This window comes from Oceanihabitans sediminis (assembly GCF_003337215.1).
Taxonomy (GTDB): Bacteria; Bacteroidota; Bacteroidia; order Flavobacteriales; family Flavobacteriaceae; genus Oceanihabitans; species Oceanihabitans sediminis.
In genome coordinates this window covers 993831-1013823 of record NZ_QPIG01000001.1, presented here as the reverse complement: position 1 = coordinate 1013823, position 19993 = coordinate 993831, and the positions used below count along the sequence as shown (strand labels likewise).

General features: G+C 36.2%; 17 protein-coding genes and 1 tRNA gene. 8 read left to right on the top strand and 10 right to left on the bottom strand.

Features of this window, described 5'->3' with window-relative positions; translation table 11 throughout:
* Positions 1 to 6: 6 nt before the first annotated feature.
* A complete protein-coding gene (gene ruvC / locus DU428_RS04530; protein ID WP_072349995.1) occupies positions 7 to 561 on the bottom strand; it encodes a crossover junction endodeoxyribonuclease RuvC in 555 nt (184 codons plus the stop codon).
* On the bottom strand, positions 561 to 1202 hold the full coding sequence (locus tag DU428_RS04525; RefSeq protein ID WP_113966199.1) for an outer membrane beta-barrel protein: 642 nt from the start codon (positions 1200 to 1202) through the stop codon (positions 561 to 563). The genes ruvC and DU428_RS04525 overlap by 1 nt, the downstream gene beginning before the upstream one ends.
* Before the next feature lie 38 nt (positions 1203 to 1240).
* Here DU428_RS04525 and DU428_RS04520 point away from each other — a divergent pair, with 38 nt between their 5' ends.
* The 3 genes from DU428_RS04520 (at position 1241) to DU428_RS04510 (ending at position 4130) form a co-directional block, all read left to right on the top strand.
* Complete coding sequence (locus DU428_RS04520; RefSeq protein ID WP_113966198.1) at positions 1241 to 2212, top strand: lysylphosphatidylglycerol synthase domain-containing protein; 972 nt, start codon at positions 1241 to 1243, stop codon at positions 2210 to 2212.
* Complete coding sequence (locus DU428_RS04515; RefSeq protein ID WP_113966197.1) at positions 2209 to 3336, top strand: glycosyltransferase family 2 protein; 1128 nt, start codon at positions 2209 to 2211, stop codon at positions 3334 to 3336. The genes DU428_RS04520 and DU428_RS04515 overlap by 4 nt, the downstream gene beginning before the upstream one ends.
* A gap of 62 nt (positions 3337 to 3398) precedes the next feature.
* Positions 3399 to 4130: a Bax inhibitor-1/YccA family protein gene (locus tag DU428_RS04510; RefSeq protein WP_072349999.1), complete on the top strand. Its 732-nt coding sequence runs from the start codon at positions 3399 to 3401 to the stop codon at positions 4128 to 4130.
* Positions 4131 to 4179: 49 nt separating this feature from the next.
* Here the strand turns inward: DU428_RS04510 and DU428_RS04505 are convergent, their stop codons facing one another.
* The gene (locus tag DU428_RS04505; RefSeq protein WP_113966296.1) at positions 4180 to 4656 is read right to left on the bottom strand and encodes a hypothetical protein; all 477 of its coding nucleotides are present in this window, start codon (positions 4654 to 4656) and stop codon (positions 4180 to 4182) included.
* Positions 4657 to 4875: 219 nt separating this feature from the next.
* Here DU428_RS04505 and DU428_RS04500 point away from each other — a divergent pair, with 219 nt between their 5' ends.
* The gene (locus DU428_RS04500) at positions 4876 to 5385 is read left to right on the top strand and encodes a DUF456 domain-containing protein (protein ID WP_072350000.1); all 510 of its coding nucleotides are present in this window, start codon (positions 4876 to 4878) and stop codon (positions 5383 to 5385) included.
* A 180-nt stretch (positions 5386 to 5565) separates the two neighbouring features.
* Here DU428_RS04500 and DU428_RS04495 read toward each other — a convergent pair.
* The 5 genes from DU428_RS04495 to DU428_RS04475 all read right to left on the bottom strand — a co-directional run bounded on the left by DU428_RS04495 (position 5566) and on the right by DU428_RS04475 (position 12793).
* A tRNA-Asp gene (locus DU428_RS04495) sits at positions 5566 to 5639 on the bottom strand.
* Positions 5640 to 5720: 81 nt separating this feature from the next.
* Positions 5721 to 6650 (bottom strand): DUF58 domain-containing protein, encoded by a 930-nt coding sequence (locus tag DU428_RS04490; protein ID WP_072350001.1) that lies wholly within the window; start codon positions 6648 to 6650, stop codon positions 5721 to 5723.
* Positions 6651 to 6845: 195 nt separating this feature from the next.
* Positions 6846 to 7163, bottom strand: a complete 318-nt coding sequence (trxA, locus tag DU428_RS04485; protein WP_072350002.1) for a thioredoxin — start codon at positions 7161 to 7163, stop codon at positions 6846 to 6848.
* Between the two features lie 393 nt (positions 7164 to 7556).
* Entirely contained in the window at positions 7557 to 11939 is a 4383-nt protein-coding gene (gene dnaE, locus DU428_RS04480; protein WP_113966195.1) for a DNA polymerase III subunit alpha, read from the bottom strand.
* A gap of 176 nt (positions 11940 to 12115) precedes the next feature.
* Complete coding sequence (locus tag DU428_RS04475) at positions 12116 to 12793, bottom strand: DUF6252 family protein (protein WP_113966194.1); 678 nt, start codon at positions 12791 to 12793, stop codon at positions 12116 to 12118.
* A gap of 137 nt (positions 12794 to 12930) precedes the next feature.
* On the opposite strand from DU428_RS04475, the gene DU428_RS04470 reads away from it, so the two are divergent.
* The 4 genes from DU428_RS04470 to DU428_RS04455 all read left to right on the top strand — a co-directional run bounded on the left by DU428_RS04470 (position 12931) and on the right by DU428_RS04455 (position 16351).
* Positions 12931 to 13431: a 30S ribosomal protein S16 gene (locus tag DU428_RS04470; protein ID WP_072350006.1), complete on the top strand. Its 501-nt coding sequence runs from the start codon at positions 12931 to 12933 to the stop codon at positions 13429 to 13431.
* 139 nt (positions 13432 to 13570) lie between these two features.
* On the top strand, positions 13571 to 14098 hold the full coding sequence (gene rimM / locus DU428_RS04465; RefSeq protein ID WP_113966295.1) for a ribosome maturation factor RimM: 528 nt from the start codon (positions 13571 to 13573) through the stop codon (positions 14096 to 14098).
* Positions 14099 to 14321: 223 nt separating this feature from the next.
* Entirely contained in the window at positions 14322 to 15035 is a 714-nt protein-coding gene (locus DU428_RS04460) for a tRNA1(Val) (adenine(37)-N6)-methyltransferase (RefSeq protein WP_243633447.1), read from the top strand.
* A 137-nt stretch (positions 15036 to 15172) separates the two neighbouring features.
* Positions 15173 to 16351 (top strand): acyl-CoA dehydrogenase family protein, encoded by a 1179-nt coding sequence (locus DU428_RS04455; RefSeq protein ID WP_072350007.1) that lies wholly within the window; start codon positions 15173 to 15175, stop codon positions 16349 to 16351.
* A 138-nt stretch (positions 16352 to 16489) separates the two neighbouring features.
* Here DU428_RS04455 and DU428_RS04450 read toward each other — a convergent pair whose 3' ends face one another.
* Positions 16490 to 18841 carry a GumC family protein gene (locus DU428_RS04450; RefSeq protein WP_113966193.1) on the bottom strand — a complete coding sequence of 784 codons (2352 nt, stop codon included), beginning with the start codon at positions 18839 to 18841 and terminating at the stop codon, positions 16490 to 16492.
* A gap of 10 nt (positions 18842 to 18851) precedes the next feature.
* Positions 18852 to 19628, bottom strand: coding sequence for a polysaccharide biosynthesis/export family protein (locus DU428_RS04445; RefSeq protein WP_113966192.1), 777 nt, complete (start codon positions 19626 to 19628; stop codon positions 18852 to 18854).
* Between the last annotated feature and the right edge of the window lie 365 nt (positions 19629 to 19993).

Genomic DNA, 19993 nt, shown 5'->3' with positions numbered 1-19993 from the left:
TGAAAACTATTTTTTTACTCTGTCTTGATTCTGTTTTACAAAGCTATCCCAACCGGAATAACTTTTCCCTACAGTAACCTTTCCGGAATTATAGAAATGACAAACTGCTGCCGCCAAACCATCGGTAGCATCTAGGTTTTTGGGAATTGTCTTTAAGCCCAATAAACTCTGAAGCATCTTAGCAACCTGTTCCTTACTAGCATTACCATTTCCGGTGATTGCCATTTTTATCTTCTTAGGCAGGTATTCGGTAATCGGGATTTCTCTTGAAAGTCCTGCTGCCATAGCCACTCCTTGTGCTCTACCAAGCTTCAACATACTCTGCACGTTTTTTCCAAAGAAAGGCGCTTCAATAGCAATTTCATCTGGATGATGCGTGTCAATCAACTCGATAGTTCTTTCAAAAATAAGCTTCAGCTTCAGGTAATGATCGCTGTATTTCTTTAAATCCAACTCATTCAACTGCAGAAACTCCATCTTTTTATTTTTCACTCTTATGAGTCCGAAACCCATGATGGTTGTCCCTGGATCTATTCCTAAAATAATTTTTTCTTCACTCATTATTCACAAAAATAACAACCACTTAATGAAAAGGAAAGACCTACGGTTGCAGTTATAAGGTTTCCGTTGAAGGACCCAAATCCATCTGAAATAGGGTCATAATCTCCACCAAGGCTATAAATATAAGAAGCATCCAAAAACAGCGAAAGCGTTCTTGAAAGTCCGTAATGAAATTCTAATCCACCCATAAGATTTAAAAAGGAAGTATCGTTCCCTGCATAGTCTCCTAGCGGTTTTACCCAGCTATATCCCGGACCCGCATGACCAACAATGGCTAAATTATTAGACAATCTAATCACATCCCCTAAGTCGTACACAAGCTGTGCGTTTACTCTAGAATAGTTCAGTTTAAAGGCAGGCGATTTGGTATTATCTACATCAGAAATCCTATTAAAACCATAGTCTAATTTCGCACCAAGCCTTCTACTAAACATTCGTTGCAGCCCTAGATTAACTGTTGGCATATTTACCGATTTTGCTTTAAAGTTTGCTACAAAAGCACTTTGATTCGGACTATTAACACCTACAGCTAATTGCGCTTTCCAAGTATTGGTTTCGCTTTGCGAAAAACCTGAAAAACTAAAAAAACCAACAAGTAGAAATAAAAGCAATTGCTTAATTCTAGTATTTGATATGTTCATAAGGCAATATTGTTTTATTTTGCGCTTTTTAGCACCGTATGTATAAAGCGCTACCTTACAAAACTAAACATTTCTTTTTTGTACTTATTAAATTAAGCATTGTATTTGGCGCTTTTTATTTTATCTACAACAAACTAACTTCTAATAAAGAAATAGATTTCAATGAATTTATCCATTTTTTAAACGAAAAGCGTGTTTTTTCACTCAAAAACATCTTTTTCCTGCTACTTTTAAGCGGAATGAATTGGGTTTTAGAAATATTCAAATGGCAGATTTTAGTACAGGCTATTAAAAAAATATCTTTTAACGAAGCATTAAAACAAAGTTTAGGCGCCTTGACAGCTTCGCTTTTTACTCCAAACAGAATTGGAGATTATGGCGCAAAAGCTTTGTATTTTACTTCTAAATACAGAAAACAAATTCTACTTCTAAATTTTATTGGAAACACCGCTCAAATGCTCATAACTGTCCTTTTAGGAAGTATCGGATTGTATTATTTCACTACAGCACACCCAATAGAAATCAATTATCTAAAAACTATTAGACTACTGGCTGTAGCGCTACTTCTTGTTTTACTTTTCCTATTTGGAATAAAACAAAATCGGTTTAAGATAAAGGGATTTTCTATCGATAAAATCATATGTTTTATCCAGAAGCTTTCCTTTCCAATAAAGGCTTCTACTTTTTTATTATCCCTTTTAAGATATTTCGTATTCTCCTTTCAGTTTTATTTCTTACTTGGCATTTTCGGGATAGAAATCAGTTATTTAGATGCAATGATAGCAATTACAAGCATGTATTTATTAGCTTCTATCATCCCTTCCATTTTTATTTTTGATGTACTTATTAAAGGAAGTGTCGCGGTTTATATTTTTACGCAAATTGGTGTAGATACCTTCACTATTTTAAGTATTATATTACTCATGTGGATTTTGAATTTTGTACTACCAAGCATCCTTGGGAGCTTTTATGTACTTACATTTAAACTACCAAAAACCAAAAACGCATGATTAGCATCTTATTTATTTGCATCAGCTTAGCCTATGTTTTTTTAATAGGCGCTTTTATCCTAGGCTTTGATAAATTGAAAACCTTGCCTATAGAAGAAACGGATGCTAAAACTAGTTTTTCGGTAATTATTCCCTTTAGAAATGAAGCGGAAAATTTAGCAGCACTTTTAAATTCCATAGAAGCATTAGACTATCAGAAAGATTTAATGGAAGTGATTTTAGTGAACGACGCTTCAGAAGACGCCTCTCTTACCATCCTTGAAAAGTTTTTAAAGGAAACATCCGTACAAATAAAAGTAATAGACAATATTCGAAAAAGTAATTCTCCCAAAAAGGACGCTATTAATGCTGCCATGAAAATCGCCAAACACCAATGGATTGTTACTACAGATGCCGATTGTATTTTACCAAAATACTGGCTACATAGCTTTGACGCTTTTATTCAGAGAAACGACACGCAATTTATTATTGCACCTGTCACCTACCATAGCATAAACACCTTTTTTAAGCGCTTCCAGTTATTAGATTTTTTAAGTCTCCAAGGCGCTACTATTGGCGGATTTGGGATACAACAAGCATTTTTATGCAATGGAGCTAATCTTGCTTATAAAAAAGATTTTTTTGAAACTGCGAATGGCTTTGCAGGCAACAACGATATTGCCAGTGGGGATGATATTTTTATGTTAGAAAAAGCACATAATCTAGCTCCCGAAAAAGTGCATTATTTAAAATGTCAAGAAGCTATAGTAAGCACCAAGCCAGTAGACAATGTAAGCCATTTGATTTCCCAACGTGTCCGCTGGGCCTCAAAAACGACTAACTACAAAAACTCCTTTGCTAAAATTGTCGGTGTTCTAGTATTACTAATGAATGCTTCTGTAATTTGTATGCTCCTTCTAAGCTTTGCAGAAGCCCTTTCCTTCCAGCTGTTTTTATTTCTATTTATATGCAAGTGTTTTATAGACTATATATTACTTTTTAAAACACTTCGTTTTTTCAACCAGAAACACCACCTGACAGCTTATTTTTTCAGTTGTTTTCTATACCCTTTGTTTAGTGTGTATATCGTTTTTGTTTCCGTATTCGGCAAATACAAGTGGAAAGGAAGAGTTTTTAGCAAATAATTATTTTGTAGATTTACATACAGCCGCAAGCACTAATTTTATTAGCCTAAAACAAATACATCGTGCGATTTAGCAAAACATCTAATCCAGCATTTTCCAATTATTTTTGGAACGACAGAAAATCTTCCAACGAAAAGATGACCGTATCAGGCATCTTTATAAAATGTATGTGTTGTATAGCTATAGTCGCTAGCATTACAGCATATATCTGGAAATTATATAGTGACGGATTCGATGTAGAATGGTTTACTTACGGCGGAATGATTGCCGCTTTAATTATTAGCATTATAATTTCTTACAAACAACTTTGGGCTCCGGTATTAGTTCCACTTTACGCTATAGCCAAAGGCTGTTTTCTAGGTGGTATTAGCAGTTATACCTATGCGAAATTCCCTAATATGCCATACCAAGCAATTGGTGTAACCATTATCACCTTTTTTACCATTTTAGTTTTATATCAGACAAGAATTATCGTAGTAACTAAAAAACTGAGAAGCGTGATTATAAGCTCAGCAGCTAGTATTTTCTTGGTATATATTATTTCATGGATTTTGAGTTTCTTCGGAATAAAATCTTTTGTTTGGGGAGTATCTTGGATTGCTATCGGTTTCAATATCATCGCCGCCATTGTTGCATCGCTGACTTTATTATTAGACTTTGATTATATAGAAAGACAGAAGAATAGAGCTCCAAAAAGCAAAGAATGGTTTGCTACCTGGGGTCTTTTAGTATCTCTAATCTGGCTGTATGTAGAGATTTTAAGACTGATGAAGAAATTAGCTATTCGGTTTTAAAAGTATTCTAACTTCTAGAAGTTTTCGCTTTCGCGGAATAAGAAAGCTGTTAATCTACTTGAATTCGTATAGGTAGTGTAAACTGCGTTTTTACTTGCTGCCCTCTTTTAATGGCTGGATAAATTTCCGGAAGCCCCTCTAGGCTTTTATGCAAGATATTTTCCATGTTGGGAATTTCTAAGGTTGTTACGGAATCTATTTTAGCTTCTAACAGGCTTAGTTTTCCGAGTTCAGAAATTTCAAAACGCACGAGAATGGTATCTTGAATATCTTGCGTAACAATAATATTTTCGGAAGCAAAGGCATCGTAAATAGATGCTATTAAAGTATTTTCAAAACACTCCTTTTTACCAGCATTATTTTCATCGCTACCACAGGATGCAAAATTTGGGTACACATCTACCTCATTCCATTTAAAAGCCTCTAGTTCTTCTTGCAGAATAACCTCGGAAGATGTTTTCTTCACATGAAAGTAATCACAAGAGGTGATGCTTAAAAGTAGGAGAAAAATTAGTGCTTTATGCATGTTCATTAGAAAACCGAAATGTACAATATTATTAGTTCTTAAGCGCAAACAGGCTTAAATATTCGTTTGAAACCTATTTCCTTTACAAAAGGGAATTTACGATTTTTTTTAAAGCAGATAAAACGGACTAAAATTTTCTTTATCTAAGTCCTTAGCTCCTGATTTGTTTGCAACTTGTAACATTCTTTCCTTAAATTAGACCTATATTAAAAACAACACATGGATATATTCTTAACCATTCTAGGTTTCCTTTTTATGATTTTTGGCGTTTTAGGTAGCTTCTTACCTATTTTACCTGGCCCACCATTAAGTTGGATTGGACTATTACTTTTATACTTAACAGAAGCGGTTCCTAACAACAACAGCTTTTTAGTAATCACTTTAGTTATTGCCCTTATTGTTTTTGCTTTAGATTATATTATTCCTGCATTAGGAACAAAAAAGTTTGGCGGAAGCAAATTAGGAATGATAGGAACTACCGTTGGACTACTTGTTGCTATCTTTTTTCCAATTCTTGGTGCTTTTGGTATTGTGATATGGCCTTTTGTTGGAGCTTTGGTAGGAGAGCTACTAAACAAGGCAGATTCTAAAACTGCTATACGAGCTGCTTTTGGATCTTTTCTAGGCTTCTTGACAGGCACATTCTTGAAATTTGCTGTTGCAGTAGTTTATTTTGGATTCTTTATGATGACAGTATGGGAATTTAGAACTGCTATCTTCGCTTTTTAAAAGTAAAAACTAGCCTAAAATAAAAAAGCGTCCCAATCTTCAATTAAGAAAAAAGGAAAGCTTTCCATCGGTTTAACTACTTAAACCATTGATAGACTCTTACATCTATCAAACAACACAACTAATTTTTATCGCCAAAAAAAAGCTCCAAAATACTTTGAAGCTTTTTAGCAATTTTAGCGGTCTGGACGGGACTCGAACCCGCGACCCCCTGCGTGACAGGCAGGTATTCTAACCAGCTGAACTACCAGACCGTTGCTCAATTGCGATTGCAAATATACACCTCATTTCTAATATCACAAACATTTTTTTCATTTTTTTTAAAAAAATTTTTGCTAAAGGAACCTTTGACGCTCTATCATATAGGTTGTCAGGATGTTATCAAAATTTAAATTTATATCCGATTCCACATATTTTATTCGGTATTGTCCACATTTTAATCGCAGCTCCTGAAAATAACTTGAAATTGCTGCTTCATAATTATCTTTTATGCTTTCAGAATAGAGATTTATATGCTCTCCAGTCTCTACATCTACAAAACGCTTTGGTTTATTGTCAAAATCGAAGCTTAATTCTTTCTTTTTATCAAAGACATGAAAAAGTACCACTTCATGTTTATTGTGTTTTAAATGCCTTAGGGCTTCAAATAGCTTTGTTTCGTCCTCACCTGTTTGAAGCATATCTGTAAATAGAAAGATTAACGAACGTCTGTGAATCTTTTCTGCAATTAGATGTAAATAGTTATAAGTTTCCGTTTTTTTGTTTAGCTGCTTAGTAACTACCGTTTCACTTAATTGATGAAGCAGCATTTGGTGGTGCCTCTCACTTCCTTTCTCTGGTGCATAGAAATCATAGGCGTCACTATAAATACTTAAACCTACAGCGTCTCTTTGCTTTTTAAGCATATGCATTAAAGAAGCAGCAGCCAAAGCCGAAAAAGCTATTTTGTTTAAGTTGTTTATAGAGAAGTTTTGCATTTGAGGATAATGCATAGAACTACTATTGTCTATAATGATATGACAACGCAGGTTGGTTTCGTCGTCATAGCGTTTTGTATAGAGCTTATCTGTTTTTGCAAAGAGTTTCCAGTCTATATGCCGGGTACTTTCTCCTTGGTTGTAGATTTTATGTTCGGCAAATTCTGCTGAAAAGCCATGAAAGGGACTTTTATGCATTCCGGAAATAAAACCTTCTACCACCTGCTTAGCGAGTAGTTCTAGGTTTTTAAATCCTCCGGCTTTATGAAGTTCGTCTCTTAAGTTCAATGTTCTTTGGTTTAGCTTGCGTTAAGGATTGCAGCGGCATCCTTTTTTGCCATCAAAAGCAAAAAAGATATAGCGGAAAGCCTGGTTTTCTTTTGCTTTTTCTGCAAAAGAAAAAACGCCCTAATGATCTTAGCTCTAAACTAAAAAAGGTTTGCCATAACAGCAAACCTTTTATCTTTTCTTTTACTTTTTATATTATAAAAGAGAGTCTAAAGCTTCTGCATAAGCTTTTTTAGGAGATACACCTACTTGGCGACCTACTACTTCTCCGTTTTGGAATACTAAAACAGTTGGGATGTTACGAACACCGTATTTTGCAGCAAATTCTTGGTTTGCATCTACGTCTAACTTACCAACAACAGCTTTTCCTTCGTACTCTGTACTTAGCTCATCGATGATTGGTCCAACCATTCTACATGGTCCACACCAAGCTGCCCAAAAGTCTACCATTACTGGCTTGTCGCTTTTTAATACTGTTTCTTCAAAGTTTGCATCTGTGATTTCTAATGCCATAATTTTATGTTTTAATTAAATTGTACTTCTTGTTTATATGCAATATTAGTCAAAAATTTTGCCAAAGCTTACAACCTGTCAATTTGTTTTGTTTATAGAGCTATTGTTTCCTGCTATTAACTGATTTTCAATACAAAACAAGCTAATTCACCAGGTATCATTTTAAAAAACAATGGTTTAGCTTTTTCGGAATTTGTCAGTTCGCAAAACATTTGAACTGACAAACTCCACCAAATTGCTTTGCTAATATAATGCTATTGTTTTTGGAAATCAAACTGGAATACCACCTATATCAAACACTAGTGAATGAACATTTGTAACTCGCTTTAAAAGGACCACACTCACTCTTAAAAGGTGTTTAAGACATAAGTGCTCTATAGATACTTTATTAAGCTAGTTCAGTTTATAATAAACCTGCTGTGCTTCTAATTCATTTAAGAGTTCCTGACTTACTCGCACCTTTTGTTTTCTACTAATCATTTGTAGTTTTATCTGTTCCGCATTATCATACACCACAAAATTTAATGCCTGATTTCCTGGATGCATATTGAAAAGTTCTTTTAAGGAACGAATGGTATTTTCTTCAATATCTCTAATATTTAGTTGAATAGAAATCTTTTTCGCATAGGTTTCCATCACATCATGTAGCAATTGGAAACTATTAAACTGCATTCTAGGATCGGATTTTTTACCGGTATCCTTATTCACCCAACCTTCACGAATAAACACCTTTACATATACAAAGTTATTTTTCATCAAGAAGTGTCGGAACTTCAAATACTCTTCCCCAAAAATTCTAAACTCGAAACTATCGGTATAGTCTTCCATGGTAAAAAGCGCCCAACCTTTTCCTTGTTTACTAACTCGGTGCTGCACATCGGTTACCACACCACCGAAGGTAAGCTCTCTATTTACATATTTTTCCAGATCGTTAAACAGTGCCAAGTTTGCATTACAGAAAGTTTTCATTTCTGTTTTAAAATCATCTAGCGGGTGACCAGAAATATAAATACCAACTACTTCTCGCTCTTGCGCTAGTTTCTCCATGGTTCCCCATTCTTCACAAGGAGGAACAACCGGCTCTTCAATTTGTACATCACTAGCTGCACCAAACAGACTTACTTGGGCGGAGTTTTCATTCTCTTGGTGTTTTGCTCCGTATTTTACTGCTTTCTCTAAGAAAGTAATGCCATCTCCCTCATCATGAAAATACTGCGCTCTATGCGTATCTGCGAAGCAATCGAAACCTCCAGCAAGTGCTAGGTTTTCAAATGCTTTTTTATTTGCAGCACGTAAATCGATGCGTTTTGCTAAGTCGAAAATAGACTTATACGGACCGTCTTTTCTGTTTTCAACAATAGTTCTTACTGCTCCTTGCCCAACTCCTTTGATAGCTCCCATTCCGAAACGAACGGCGTTGTCTTGGTTTACAGAGAATTTATAGAAACTTTCATTTACATCTGGGCCAAGTACATCTAATCGCATACGCTTACATTCTTCCATAAAGAAGGTAACCGATTTGATATCGTTCATATTATTAGAAAGCACTGCTGCCATATATTCTGCAGGGTAATGTGCTTTTAAATAAGCTGTTTGGTAGGCAATCCACGCATAACAAGTAGAGTGGGATTTATTGAAGGCATAACTAGCAAATGCTTCCCAGTCTTTCCAAATTTTCTCTAGTTTCTTTTCGTCATGTCCGTTCGCTGCAGCCTGTTCAATAAATTTCGGTTTCATTTTATCCAGCACGGCAATTTGCTTTTTACCCATCGCTTTACGAAGTACATCGGCTTCACCCTTGGTAAAATCGGCTAACTTTTGCGACAGCAACATCACCTGCTCTTGGTAAACCGTAATACCGTAGGTTTCTTTTAAATATTCCTCCATGGCAGGAAGGTCATATTCAATTTCTTCCTCCCCGTGCTTACGTCTGGTAAAACTCGGAATGTATTCCATAGGTCCCGGACGATACAAGGCGTTCATCGCAATTAAATCTTCAAACACCGTAGGCTTTAATTCCTTTAAGTGTTTCTGCATTCCAGGAGATTCGTATTGGAACACTCCAACCGTTTCTCCTCTTTGGAAAAGCTCATAAGTTTTCTCGTCATCCAACGGAAAGCTATCTGGATCTAATAAAATATCGTGTTTCGCCTTAACGATTTTAACGGTATCCTTAATTAGGGTAAGTGTTTTTAATCCTAAGAAGTCCATTTTAAGCAGCCCAGCATCCTCCACAACGGAGTTATCAAACTGCGTTACATATAAATCGGAATCTTTTGCGGTAGAAACCGGAACGAACTTGGTAATATCATCTGGAGTAATAATCACCCCACAGGCATGTATACCGGTATTACGAACCGAACCCTCTAAGGTTCTAGCTAGGTTTACGGTTTCCGCTTGCAAATCTTCTCCTTCCGAAATATTTAAAAGCTCATTTACTTTCTCTAAATCTTCCGCACGGAACATGCCTTTCAGCTTCTTCTCATCGGCACCAAAGATCTTTCCTAACTTAGACATGGTAGGAATCAACTTGGCAATTCTATCGGCGTCGAATAATGGTAAATCTAGAACTCGGGCAGTATCTCGAATAGAAGATTTTGCTGCCATGGTTCCGTAGGTAATAATCTGCGCTACCTGGTTGCTTCCGTACTTATTGATTACGTATTCCATTACGCGACCACGACCTTCATCATCAAAATCGATATCGATATCTGGCATACTCACACGATCCGGATTTAAGAAACGCTCAAAAAGCAGGTTGTACTTCATCGGGTCGATATTGGTAATCTTCAAACAATAGGCTACCACCGAACCTGCAGCCGATCCACGACCTGGACCTACCGAAACGTCCATATTTCTTGCCTCGCGAATAAAGTCCTCCACAATTAAGAAATACCCAGGATAGCCCGTATTTTCAATCACCCCTAATTCGAAGTCTAGTCTTTCTGTAATTTCTTCCGTTAGTTCACCATAGCGTTCTTTAGCTCCTTCATAAGTTAAATGACGAAGAAATTTATTCTCCCCTCGTTTACCATTATCTGCTAAATCCGCTGCATCCTTAAACTCCTCCGGAATATCGAAGGCTGGTAATAAAACATCACGAGCCAATACAAAGGCTTCAATCTTATCTACTACCTCTTGAATATTTATAATCGCTTCCGGAACATCCTTAAAAAGGTTTTTCATCTCTTCCGAAGACTTGAAATAATACTCTTGGTTGGGTAAACCGTATCTATAGCCACGCCCTCTACCTATTGGAGTCGCCTGTTTCTCCCCATCTTTTACACAAAGTAAAATATCGTGAGCATTGGCATCTTCCTGTTTACAATAGTAAGTATTATTGGTTGCAACTAACTTGACATTATGCTTTTTAGAAAACTCTATTAGTACTGGGTTTACACGATTTTCATCCTCCTGGTTATGACGCATGATTTCGATATACAAGTCATCACCAAACTGTTCTTTCCACCATAAAAGTGCTTCTTCGGCTTGGTTTTCTCCCACGTTTAACACCTTACTAGGTACTTCCCCGTACAGGTTTCCGGTTAAACAGATTAGGTCTTCTTTATATTGTTCTATAAGTTTTTTATCAATTCTTGGTAGGTAATAAAAACCATCTACAAAGGCATGCGAAGAAAGTTTCGCTAGGTTATGGTAGCCCTTTTTATTCTTTGCAATTAATACTATTTGATAGCCGTTATCCTTACGGGTTTTATCTGTATGGTCTTCACAAACAAAAAACTCACAACCAACAATCGGTTTTATTTCTTTTAATTTAGGAGTTTCCCCTCTTTCAATCGCTTCGGCATTTTTGGCCTGCACTCCTTTATTATGATTACTTACTGCTTTTACAAAGTGAAAAGCTCCCATCATATTCGCATGGTCTGTAAGTGCAACGGCGGGCATATTGTGTTCTGCTGCTGCAGCTACCAAGTCCGGAATACTAATAGTGGATTGTAATACTGAGAACTGCGAATGGTTATGCAGGTGTGCAAATTCTACTGCCTCTAGACTTTCAATATTCTCCTTTATCTCACTGGTAGATAAATCGGAAGCCTGCGCCTTTTGTAAGCGTTCGTTAATCTTAGCACTTTCCCGCTTTAGGTTGATATGTTTTAAACCTATTAGCTGAATAGGTTGCGGATTCGCCTGTGAGAATTTCTGAAAATAATCTGGCTGTACATCTAATTGTTCTACGGTGTACTGCTCTCTTCTAATCAACTCTAAAAAACAACGCGTCGTTGCTTCCACATCGGCAGTTGCATTATGCGCTTCCGCAAAGGGAGCATCAAATAAAAACTGATGTAACTCCGTTAAAGTCGGCAGCTTAAACTTTCCGTATCTACCTCCAGGAATCTGACATAGGTTTGCCGTATCTTCCGTACAGGTATCTAAAACCGGAAGCTCCTGTAAGGGGTTTGCCACATCCTTACGCACAAATTCTGCTCCCATAATATTCAGGTCAAACTTTACATTCTGACCCACTACAAATTTCGCTTTACTTAAAGCGATATTGAACTTCTCTAAAACTTCCTCTAGGGTCACTCCCTGCTCTTGAGCAAGCTCGGTAGAAATACCATGAATTTTCTCCGCATCATAAGGAATATTAAAACCCTCTGGCTTCACCAAATAATCTTGATGCTCGATACAGTTTCCCATAGCATCGTGCAGTTGCCATGCTATTTGTATACATCGAGGCCAATTATCTGTATCCGTAATTGGTGCATCCCAACGCTTTGGTAAACCGGTAGTTTCAGTATCAAAAATTAAGTACATAGAATGTTTTCTTGAGAATAAATGAGAGCGTTAAAATTAAGAAAAAATATGCTCTTAAAAAGTTAAAGGATAGATAATATATTAAAGACAAAAAACCAGAGAAGTTTCCTTCTCTGGTTTTGTATGTATTTCAATATCTAGTACACTATAAACTAGTGTATAAAAATAGTGCTTTTTTATTCGCAGCTTAATCCGTCTATAAGTCCTTGTAATACGCCATTAGCATCTCCACAGCTTACTATTTGCGCTTCTAAAGCAGCCTTATAAGCATTACAAAGTTCGCTATAATTCGCATCACCCGTAGTAGCAGCCTCATAAGCAGCTTGCGCTGTTACACTTGCAGCAACAGCATCATCACAAGAAATGATATTAGAGTCTACCGTTCCTGAAACAGGGATTTGATAAAAAACGCCTTTGCTATAATTAACCGTTTGCATGCCGCTATCGGTAAAAGCATTAAACCAAAAAGAACCCGTTACTGTTCTATTAGATAAGTTAAATTCCTCTATAGTAATTTCTCCGTCAGCAGGGTATAATTGCAATGCAGGATCCGGATCATTATATGTAGAAAAATGTAGTTCTGCTACATTATTAAAAGCAGCTTCACTAGCACTTCCGTCTCCTAAGGAGTAGCTTCCTACATTGGTAGAAGCAATGGTTAACACCACCGTTTCTCCTCCTTTTCCACCAGTAACCACTAAATTTCCATTAGCGTCCATTGCTGCACTATAGTAGTCTCCTTTCCATAAAGAACCATCTTTATCTCCTTGAAAAGCTGGGGTATTGGACTCTAATTCGTCCCCACAACTCACTACAAATACTACTGAAACTAATAAAACTAATAACTTTTTCATGCCTTTTTATTTCCTTTTAGCCCCTAAAAGTAATATAAAAAAATGAGTAATAATTAAAGATGTAAATAAAAAATTTATAGTATCTTTGCACCCTTATTAACAACCAGAGGTCGAGAACCTCTAATGAATTAATTATTATGCCTGTAAAAATTAGATTACAAAGACACGGTAAAAAAGGAAAACCTTTTTACTGGATTGTTGCTGCGGATTCACGCGCAAAAAGAGATGGTAAATTCTTAGAAAAACTAGGAGTTTACAGCCCAACTACTAACCCTGCTACTATCGACATTAATGTAGATAGCGCTGTACAATGGTTAGAAAATGGTGCTCAACCAACAGATACCGCTAAGGCTATTTTATCTTACAAAGGGGTTCTTTTAAAGAAACACTTAAAAGGAGGAGTTGCTAAAGGTGCTTTAACAGAAGAGCAAGCAGAAGCTAAATTCACTGCTTGGTTAGAAGAAAAAGCAGCTAAAATTGAAGCGAAGAAAGAAGGTTTATCTAAAGCAGAAGCGGAAGCGAGAGCAAAAGCGCTAGAAGCAGAAAAAGCAGCTAACGAAGCTAGAATTGCAGCGCAAGCTCCAGTTGTAGAAGAGGCACCTGCTGATGAAGCAGAAGCATCAAACGAAGAAGAATAGAAAATTATTTTTTTATACTTTTAAACTCCAATACATTTGTGTTGGAGTTTTTTGTTTCCTAGCACGAACTAGTATCCTGTTAGCAGCAAATCTAAACAAACCAAATACCCGTTCCTAAATGGAACTAAAAGTTGTTTTTATGAAAAAAGAAGAATGTTTTTTTCTAGGGAAAATTGTAAAGAAATACAGTTTTAAAGGAGAAGTACTAGCAAAATTAGATACCGATGAACCGGAATTATATGACGGATTAGAATCGGTGTTTATCGACTTAAAAGGAAACCTGGTTCCCTTCTTTATCGAGCACGCACAATTACATAAATCGGAGTTATTACGTATTCAATTTGAAGATGTAGTGACAGAGGAAGATGCCGATGCCCTCTTGAAAAGCGATTTATACTTACCACTTTCCTTTTTACCGAAGCTAGCAGACGATAAATTCTATTTTCACGAAATCATTGGCTTTAGCGTTATAGATGAAAACTTTGGAGAAGTTGGAGAAATCACCGGAGTAAACGATACCACTGCCCAGGCGCTATTTGAAATTGATAGAGATGGGACGGAAATATTAATTCCTATCAACGATCATTTTATTAAGAAAGTAGACAAAGAGAATAAGACTATTTTGGTGGATACGCCGGAGGGCTTGATAGATTTGTATGTGGAGTAGGGATTAGGGATTAGGTAATAGGGATTAGGGATTAGGGATTAGGGAGTAGGTTTTAGGTTTTAGTTGTTTGTTGTTAGTAAATAGTGGGTGGTTTGTTGCTTAGTTGTGGAGTTATTTGTTGTTGAGGCGTTTGGGTGTTTATTGTATAGATGTGGGGATACTTGATGTAGACCATTTAATTTAGACCACTTAAAACAGACTGTTTATTAAAAAAATATCATTTGTGAAGAAGCCATTTCAGTTTAAAGAGTTTAGTGTAAATCAAGATCAGTGTGCTATGAAAATAGGCACGGATGGGGTCTTGCTTGGTGCTTGGACACCTCTAGAGCGCAACCCATATAGTGTTTTAGATATAGGTGCTGGAACGGGAATTTTATCCCTGATGCTTGCGCAACGAAGCAATGCAGAACTCATAGACGCTTTGGAAATTGATGAGAAGGCCTACGAACAGTGTGTGGATAATTTTGAGCAATCTCCTTGGGGAGATAGGCTTTTCTGCTACCATGCTTCTTTAATGGAGTTTGCAGAAGAAATAGAAGACAAATACGATCTGATTATTTCTAATCCACCTTTTTATTCTGAAGATTATAAGACTAAGGATAGTAACAGAGATCTAGCTAGATTTCAAGATGCCATGCCTTTTGAACATTTACTACAAGCTGTTTCGGTACTATTGGAAGAAGATGGTGTGTTTTCGGTAGTGCTTCCTTATTCTGAAAGCGAAAAATTTATTGCATTAGCTTCCCAAGTAGGATTATTTCCTAATCAAATACTTCAGGTAAGAGGGAATCCAACTTCCGAAATAAAAAGAAGCCTGATGACCTTTTCTTTCCGTAAAACGGAAATAAGCACTTCCGAATTAATCATTGAAACCGCAAGGCACGAATACACGGAAGATTATATCGCCCTTACAAAAGATTTTTATTTGAAAATGTAATTGCTATCTGCAAAGCTTTTCGTTAAATTTGCTCTTCTATGGCTATCATAGAATATATAAAATGCAATAAACTATCGGATGTAAAGCGCTTTATGTGAAGTACCTCTGAAAAACGAATCAACCTAAAAAAGACACAAATGAAACCAGATTTATTTGAAGCACCAGATTATTATAATTTAGACGAATTACTTACAGACGAACATAAATTAGTACGTGATGCTGCAAGAGAATGGGTAAAACGCGATGTTTCCCCAATTATTGAAGAAGCTGCACAGAAGGCAGAATTTCCAAAATCTATTATTGGGGGTTTAGCTGAAATTGGTGCTTTCGGACCATATATTCCGGAAGAGTATGGTGGAGCTGGTTTAGACCAAATCTCTTACGGACTGATCATGCAAGAGATTGAAAGAGGAGACTCTGGAGTGCGTAGTACGGCGTCGGTACAATCTTCTTTAGTGATGTATCCAATTTGGAAATATGGTAACGAAGAACAACGTAAAAAATACTTACCAAAATTAGCTTCTGGAGAATGGATTGGTTCTTTCGGATTAACGGAACCAGACCACGGTTCGAATCCAGGAGGTATGGTTACCAACTTTAAAGATATGGGAGACCACTATCTATTAAACGGTGCTAAAATGTGGATTTCTAATGCACCTTTCTGTCAGATTGCTGTCGTATGGGCTAAGAATGAAGAAGGAAGAATCCACGGACTTATCGTAGAACGTGGTATGGAAGGTTTCTCTACACCAGAAACCCATAACAAATGGTCTTTACGTGCGAGTGCAACCGGAGAATTAATTTTTGATAATGTAAAAGTTCCAAAAGAAAACTTACTACCAAACAAATCTGGTTTGGGAGCACCATTAGGATGCTTAGACTCTGCGCGTTTTGGTATTGCTTGGGGAGCAATTGGTGCGGCAATGGATTGCTATGACACCGCTTTACGTTATAGTAAAGAACGTATGCAATTTGGAAAACCAATTGGTCAGTTTCAATTACAACAAAAGAAATTAGCAGAAATGATTACCGAAATCACCAAAGCACAACTATTAGCTTGGCGTTTAGGAGTAATGCGTGAAAACGGAACTGCTACCTCTGCACAAATTTCTATGGCGAAACGAAACAATGTAGATATGGCAATTAAAATTGCACGTGAAGCAAGACAGATGCTAGGAGGAATGGGTATTACAGGAGAGTATAGCATCATGCGCCACTCTATGAACCTAGAAAGTGTGATTACTTACGAAGGAACCCACGATATCCACTTACTAATTACTGGATTAGATATTACAGGATTAAACGCTTTTAAATAAGAAAGCAAACATGATAAATAACAAAAGCGCATCTAGATTAGATGCGCTTTTTGTTTTTATTAAATACTGGAAGCATTGCTACTTCTACTATTTCATCATAGGAATCTTAAAATCCTATTTCCATTTTTTACTTGTTTATTATTTCCAGAATTGATACCAAGCCTTCTGCTTCATATCTGCATGGTAGCCGTAACCATAGCCATAATTATAACCATTGATACCATTATACTGCATATCGTTAATTACATAAGCCATTTGATTCATCTTCTTCTCCTCTATCATCTTCTTAGAAAACTCTATTAACTGTTTTTCTGTTTTTCCAGAACGCACTACATAGACGGTGAAATCTGTTTCATGCACAAAAGTTAGGGTGTCTGCCACCAATAAGGTTGGAGCAGAATCAATTAACACATAGTCATAATGTTTTCTAGCTTCCTGTATAAAGTCTTTAAATCGCTGACTAGATAATAAGACGCTTGGCATTGGTGGTATTTCTCCAGAAAGCAAAATATCAAATCGATTCGTTCCCTTATCCACGTGAAATAATAAATCTTGCCAATGCAGATCTTCGTCTACCAAATAATTAGACAAACCAGGCGTATCTCTAGACTCATTAATATAAGGGTGTAATTGCGGATTTCTTAAATCTGCTCCAACCAATAATACCTTTTTATTTAACTCGAAATAGGTTTGTGCTAGATTAAAGGAAACCGTTGTTTTTCCTTCTCCTTTAACAGAAGATGTGATACAAACCACTTTCCCCCCATCTATAACTTCCTCTGCAAGCATAAATTTTAAATTATGCCCAAGAGTCCTAAAAGCCTCTCTAGTTTGTGGGTTTTGTTCCGCATTATGCATCGCCTCTTTCGCATTGGTGATACTAGGTACCTCTACTAAGATTGGTGTCTTCGGGTTTATAGCCTCTACATCTTTACTAATATATATTTTATTATCCGTTAAGAATTTAAGATATAAAACACCAACAGGTACTACCAAGCCTATTAGTAGCGCCCCTAAATATATAATCTTTCGCTTAGGTGCTACCGGTATTGCATTGGTGATAGCATAGTCAATCACCTTTACATTCGCTGAAGTAACAGCCATTTTGATAGCAGCCTCTTCTCGTTTCTGTAATAAAAGTAAGTAAAGGTTTTCTTTTAATAATTGCTGACGCTCGATACTACGTAATATTTTCTCTTGTTTTGGCAATTTCTTAAAAGACTGTAATGCCTGGGATTGTGCACGTTGGTTTTTTCTTAAAGACTGATTTAACTGGGTTTTATAGCCTTTAATAGAACTATCAATATTGGCATTTAAATCTACTATGGTTTGCTTTAAGATTTTCACCTTCGGATTATTGTCTCCAGCACTGGCACGCCATTTTTGATACTCTAATAAAGCCTCATTATAATCTTTTACTAGATTATTAATAGCCCCACTATTTAAACCAATATTTGCTGGTAGTAACTGGAAGTCCTCTGCATCTCCAATACTTTCTTCTAATACACCTGCCAATAATAACTGGGTTTCCATTTCAAACAACTGCTCATCTTTAACCGCTCGTTTTTCAATGGCAGAAGCAGCATCTGCTTCAAAAACACTAAGATTATTATCTTGCTTAAATACACCTTTAGACACTTCTATAGAATCTAATTCTGTAGAAAGAAAAGCAAAACGCTCATCTATAAAAGCAATGGTACGTTTTGATATTTCTTGTCTATCTAAAATACCATCCTCCGTATATACTTCTATCAAGGTATTTAAAATATCCTGAGCACGATCTTTATTCGTAGCATCTAAACTCAAGATTAGAATATCACTGTTTTTACCGTCTGGCGAAATAGTAATAGCCTTTAGCAAGTCTTGAGTAGCACGTTCTTCACTTTTTATTCGTACCGTATAAACAGGATTTTCTCCTGGCACTATAGTACCAGGTTCTCTTGGTACCACCGTAAAAGGAAACGCTGCTGTTGGGGTTTCAAAATAAAAATTAGGCACCTCTAAGGTCTTTTCAGTCTCTATATGTCGCAACCTATAACCTCTATCTCTAATAGTTATTTCATATTCTAAAGAAACCTTGGTACTATCTACCTCTGGCATATAGCTTAGCCTAAAAGGCGTATGATATACTTGGGATTCTTTGATACGCCCAGTTTGAAAATATTGCACCTGTAAATTCAATTGTTCTACCACCTGTTTATTAAGGCGGTAAGAGGAAAGAACGGCACGTTCGTTTTCTAAATTCACATTGCTTTTCCCAAGCATTTTATCTAAATCTAAAGCAAAATCTGTAGCTTCCTTATCGGTTAGTACCTTTACTTTTGCAGTAGTATTATAACTATTAGGTGTATAACGTAAATAGTAAAAAGCAAGTACTAAGGCTATAAGTACAGTGGTTAGTATCCAAGGCCAATAGGCTAAGTAACGGAATAATATTCCTTTAATATCTATGTGTTCGTTTTCCGAATCTATTTCTATCTGATGATTCATAAAGGTTTTCTTATCGAGTTAACAAAATAGTGGCACTTAAAAGCAGAGATGCAATAGAAACAATGGTGGTTACATTTCCAATATAACCAGCTGTTTTTACTTTTGCACGGTTAGGCTGTACCACAATAACATCGTTTGGTTTTACCATATATTCCGGATTCCCCATCCAATTTGCAGTGGTTAAATCTAGGTGTTTGATCACTCTTTTACCGTCTATTTCACGAATTAGCAATACATCGTCACGAAGTCCATTTATGGTCAAATCCCCTGCATATCCTAAAGCCTGTGGTACACTTAAGTACTGCTCTGTAAAAGTGAAGGTTCCTGATTGCCTAACCTCTCCCAACACCGTTACTTTGGCATTCAATAATCGTACCATAACCACAGGATTTAATAGATGCCCTCCTTCTACTAAGAGCTCTGTAATGGTATCTTGTAATTCGTTGATGGTTTTTTGCTTGGCTAAAACCTTCCCTAAAACAGGAATAGAAATATAGCCATCTGTACCAACTAAATAACCTTGTAACTTCAGTGTTTCTAAATTATTAATTGTTGTAGTACTTGGAGCACCAACATTATAAGGAATGGCTGCTTCCGGAACCGAAGCACTAATAGTTACCGATAAAATATCGTTTGGCTGAATGGTATTTTCCTCATAATTTATAGCGGTTTCGCTGTAGGCTTCTCCATCTTGAAAATACAATATTTCTCTATTGCTTGTACAACTACTAATAAGTAATCCTACAAGCGCAAGAAAACCAAGCTTCTTTATTTGTTTCTTAATCATATACAATATTGTTTTATAAGTAGTTTTTACACAATAGAAGATTAAGCACTAAACCCCGTTTAATACTTAATCTCCTGATTGTATGATAGCTCCTCTTTTTATAGATATATAAAACACGCACTATTTATCGAGCATCTTTATATGTTTGCAAAAATAATAAGATTTTAGAATTTTAAACTAGAATATAAAGAAAATACCATTTATATTTTGGCTGTTTAAAGTTTTTTTATATATTTCTTACATAGCGTTTCTTACATTGCATCTAATAGCAAAAGTATATTTTCCTAAGCCCTTAGATAGTAGCAAACCCTAATTCAATACATATCATATGGGTATAACAACTAATAAAGAAAGCCTTTTAGGAG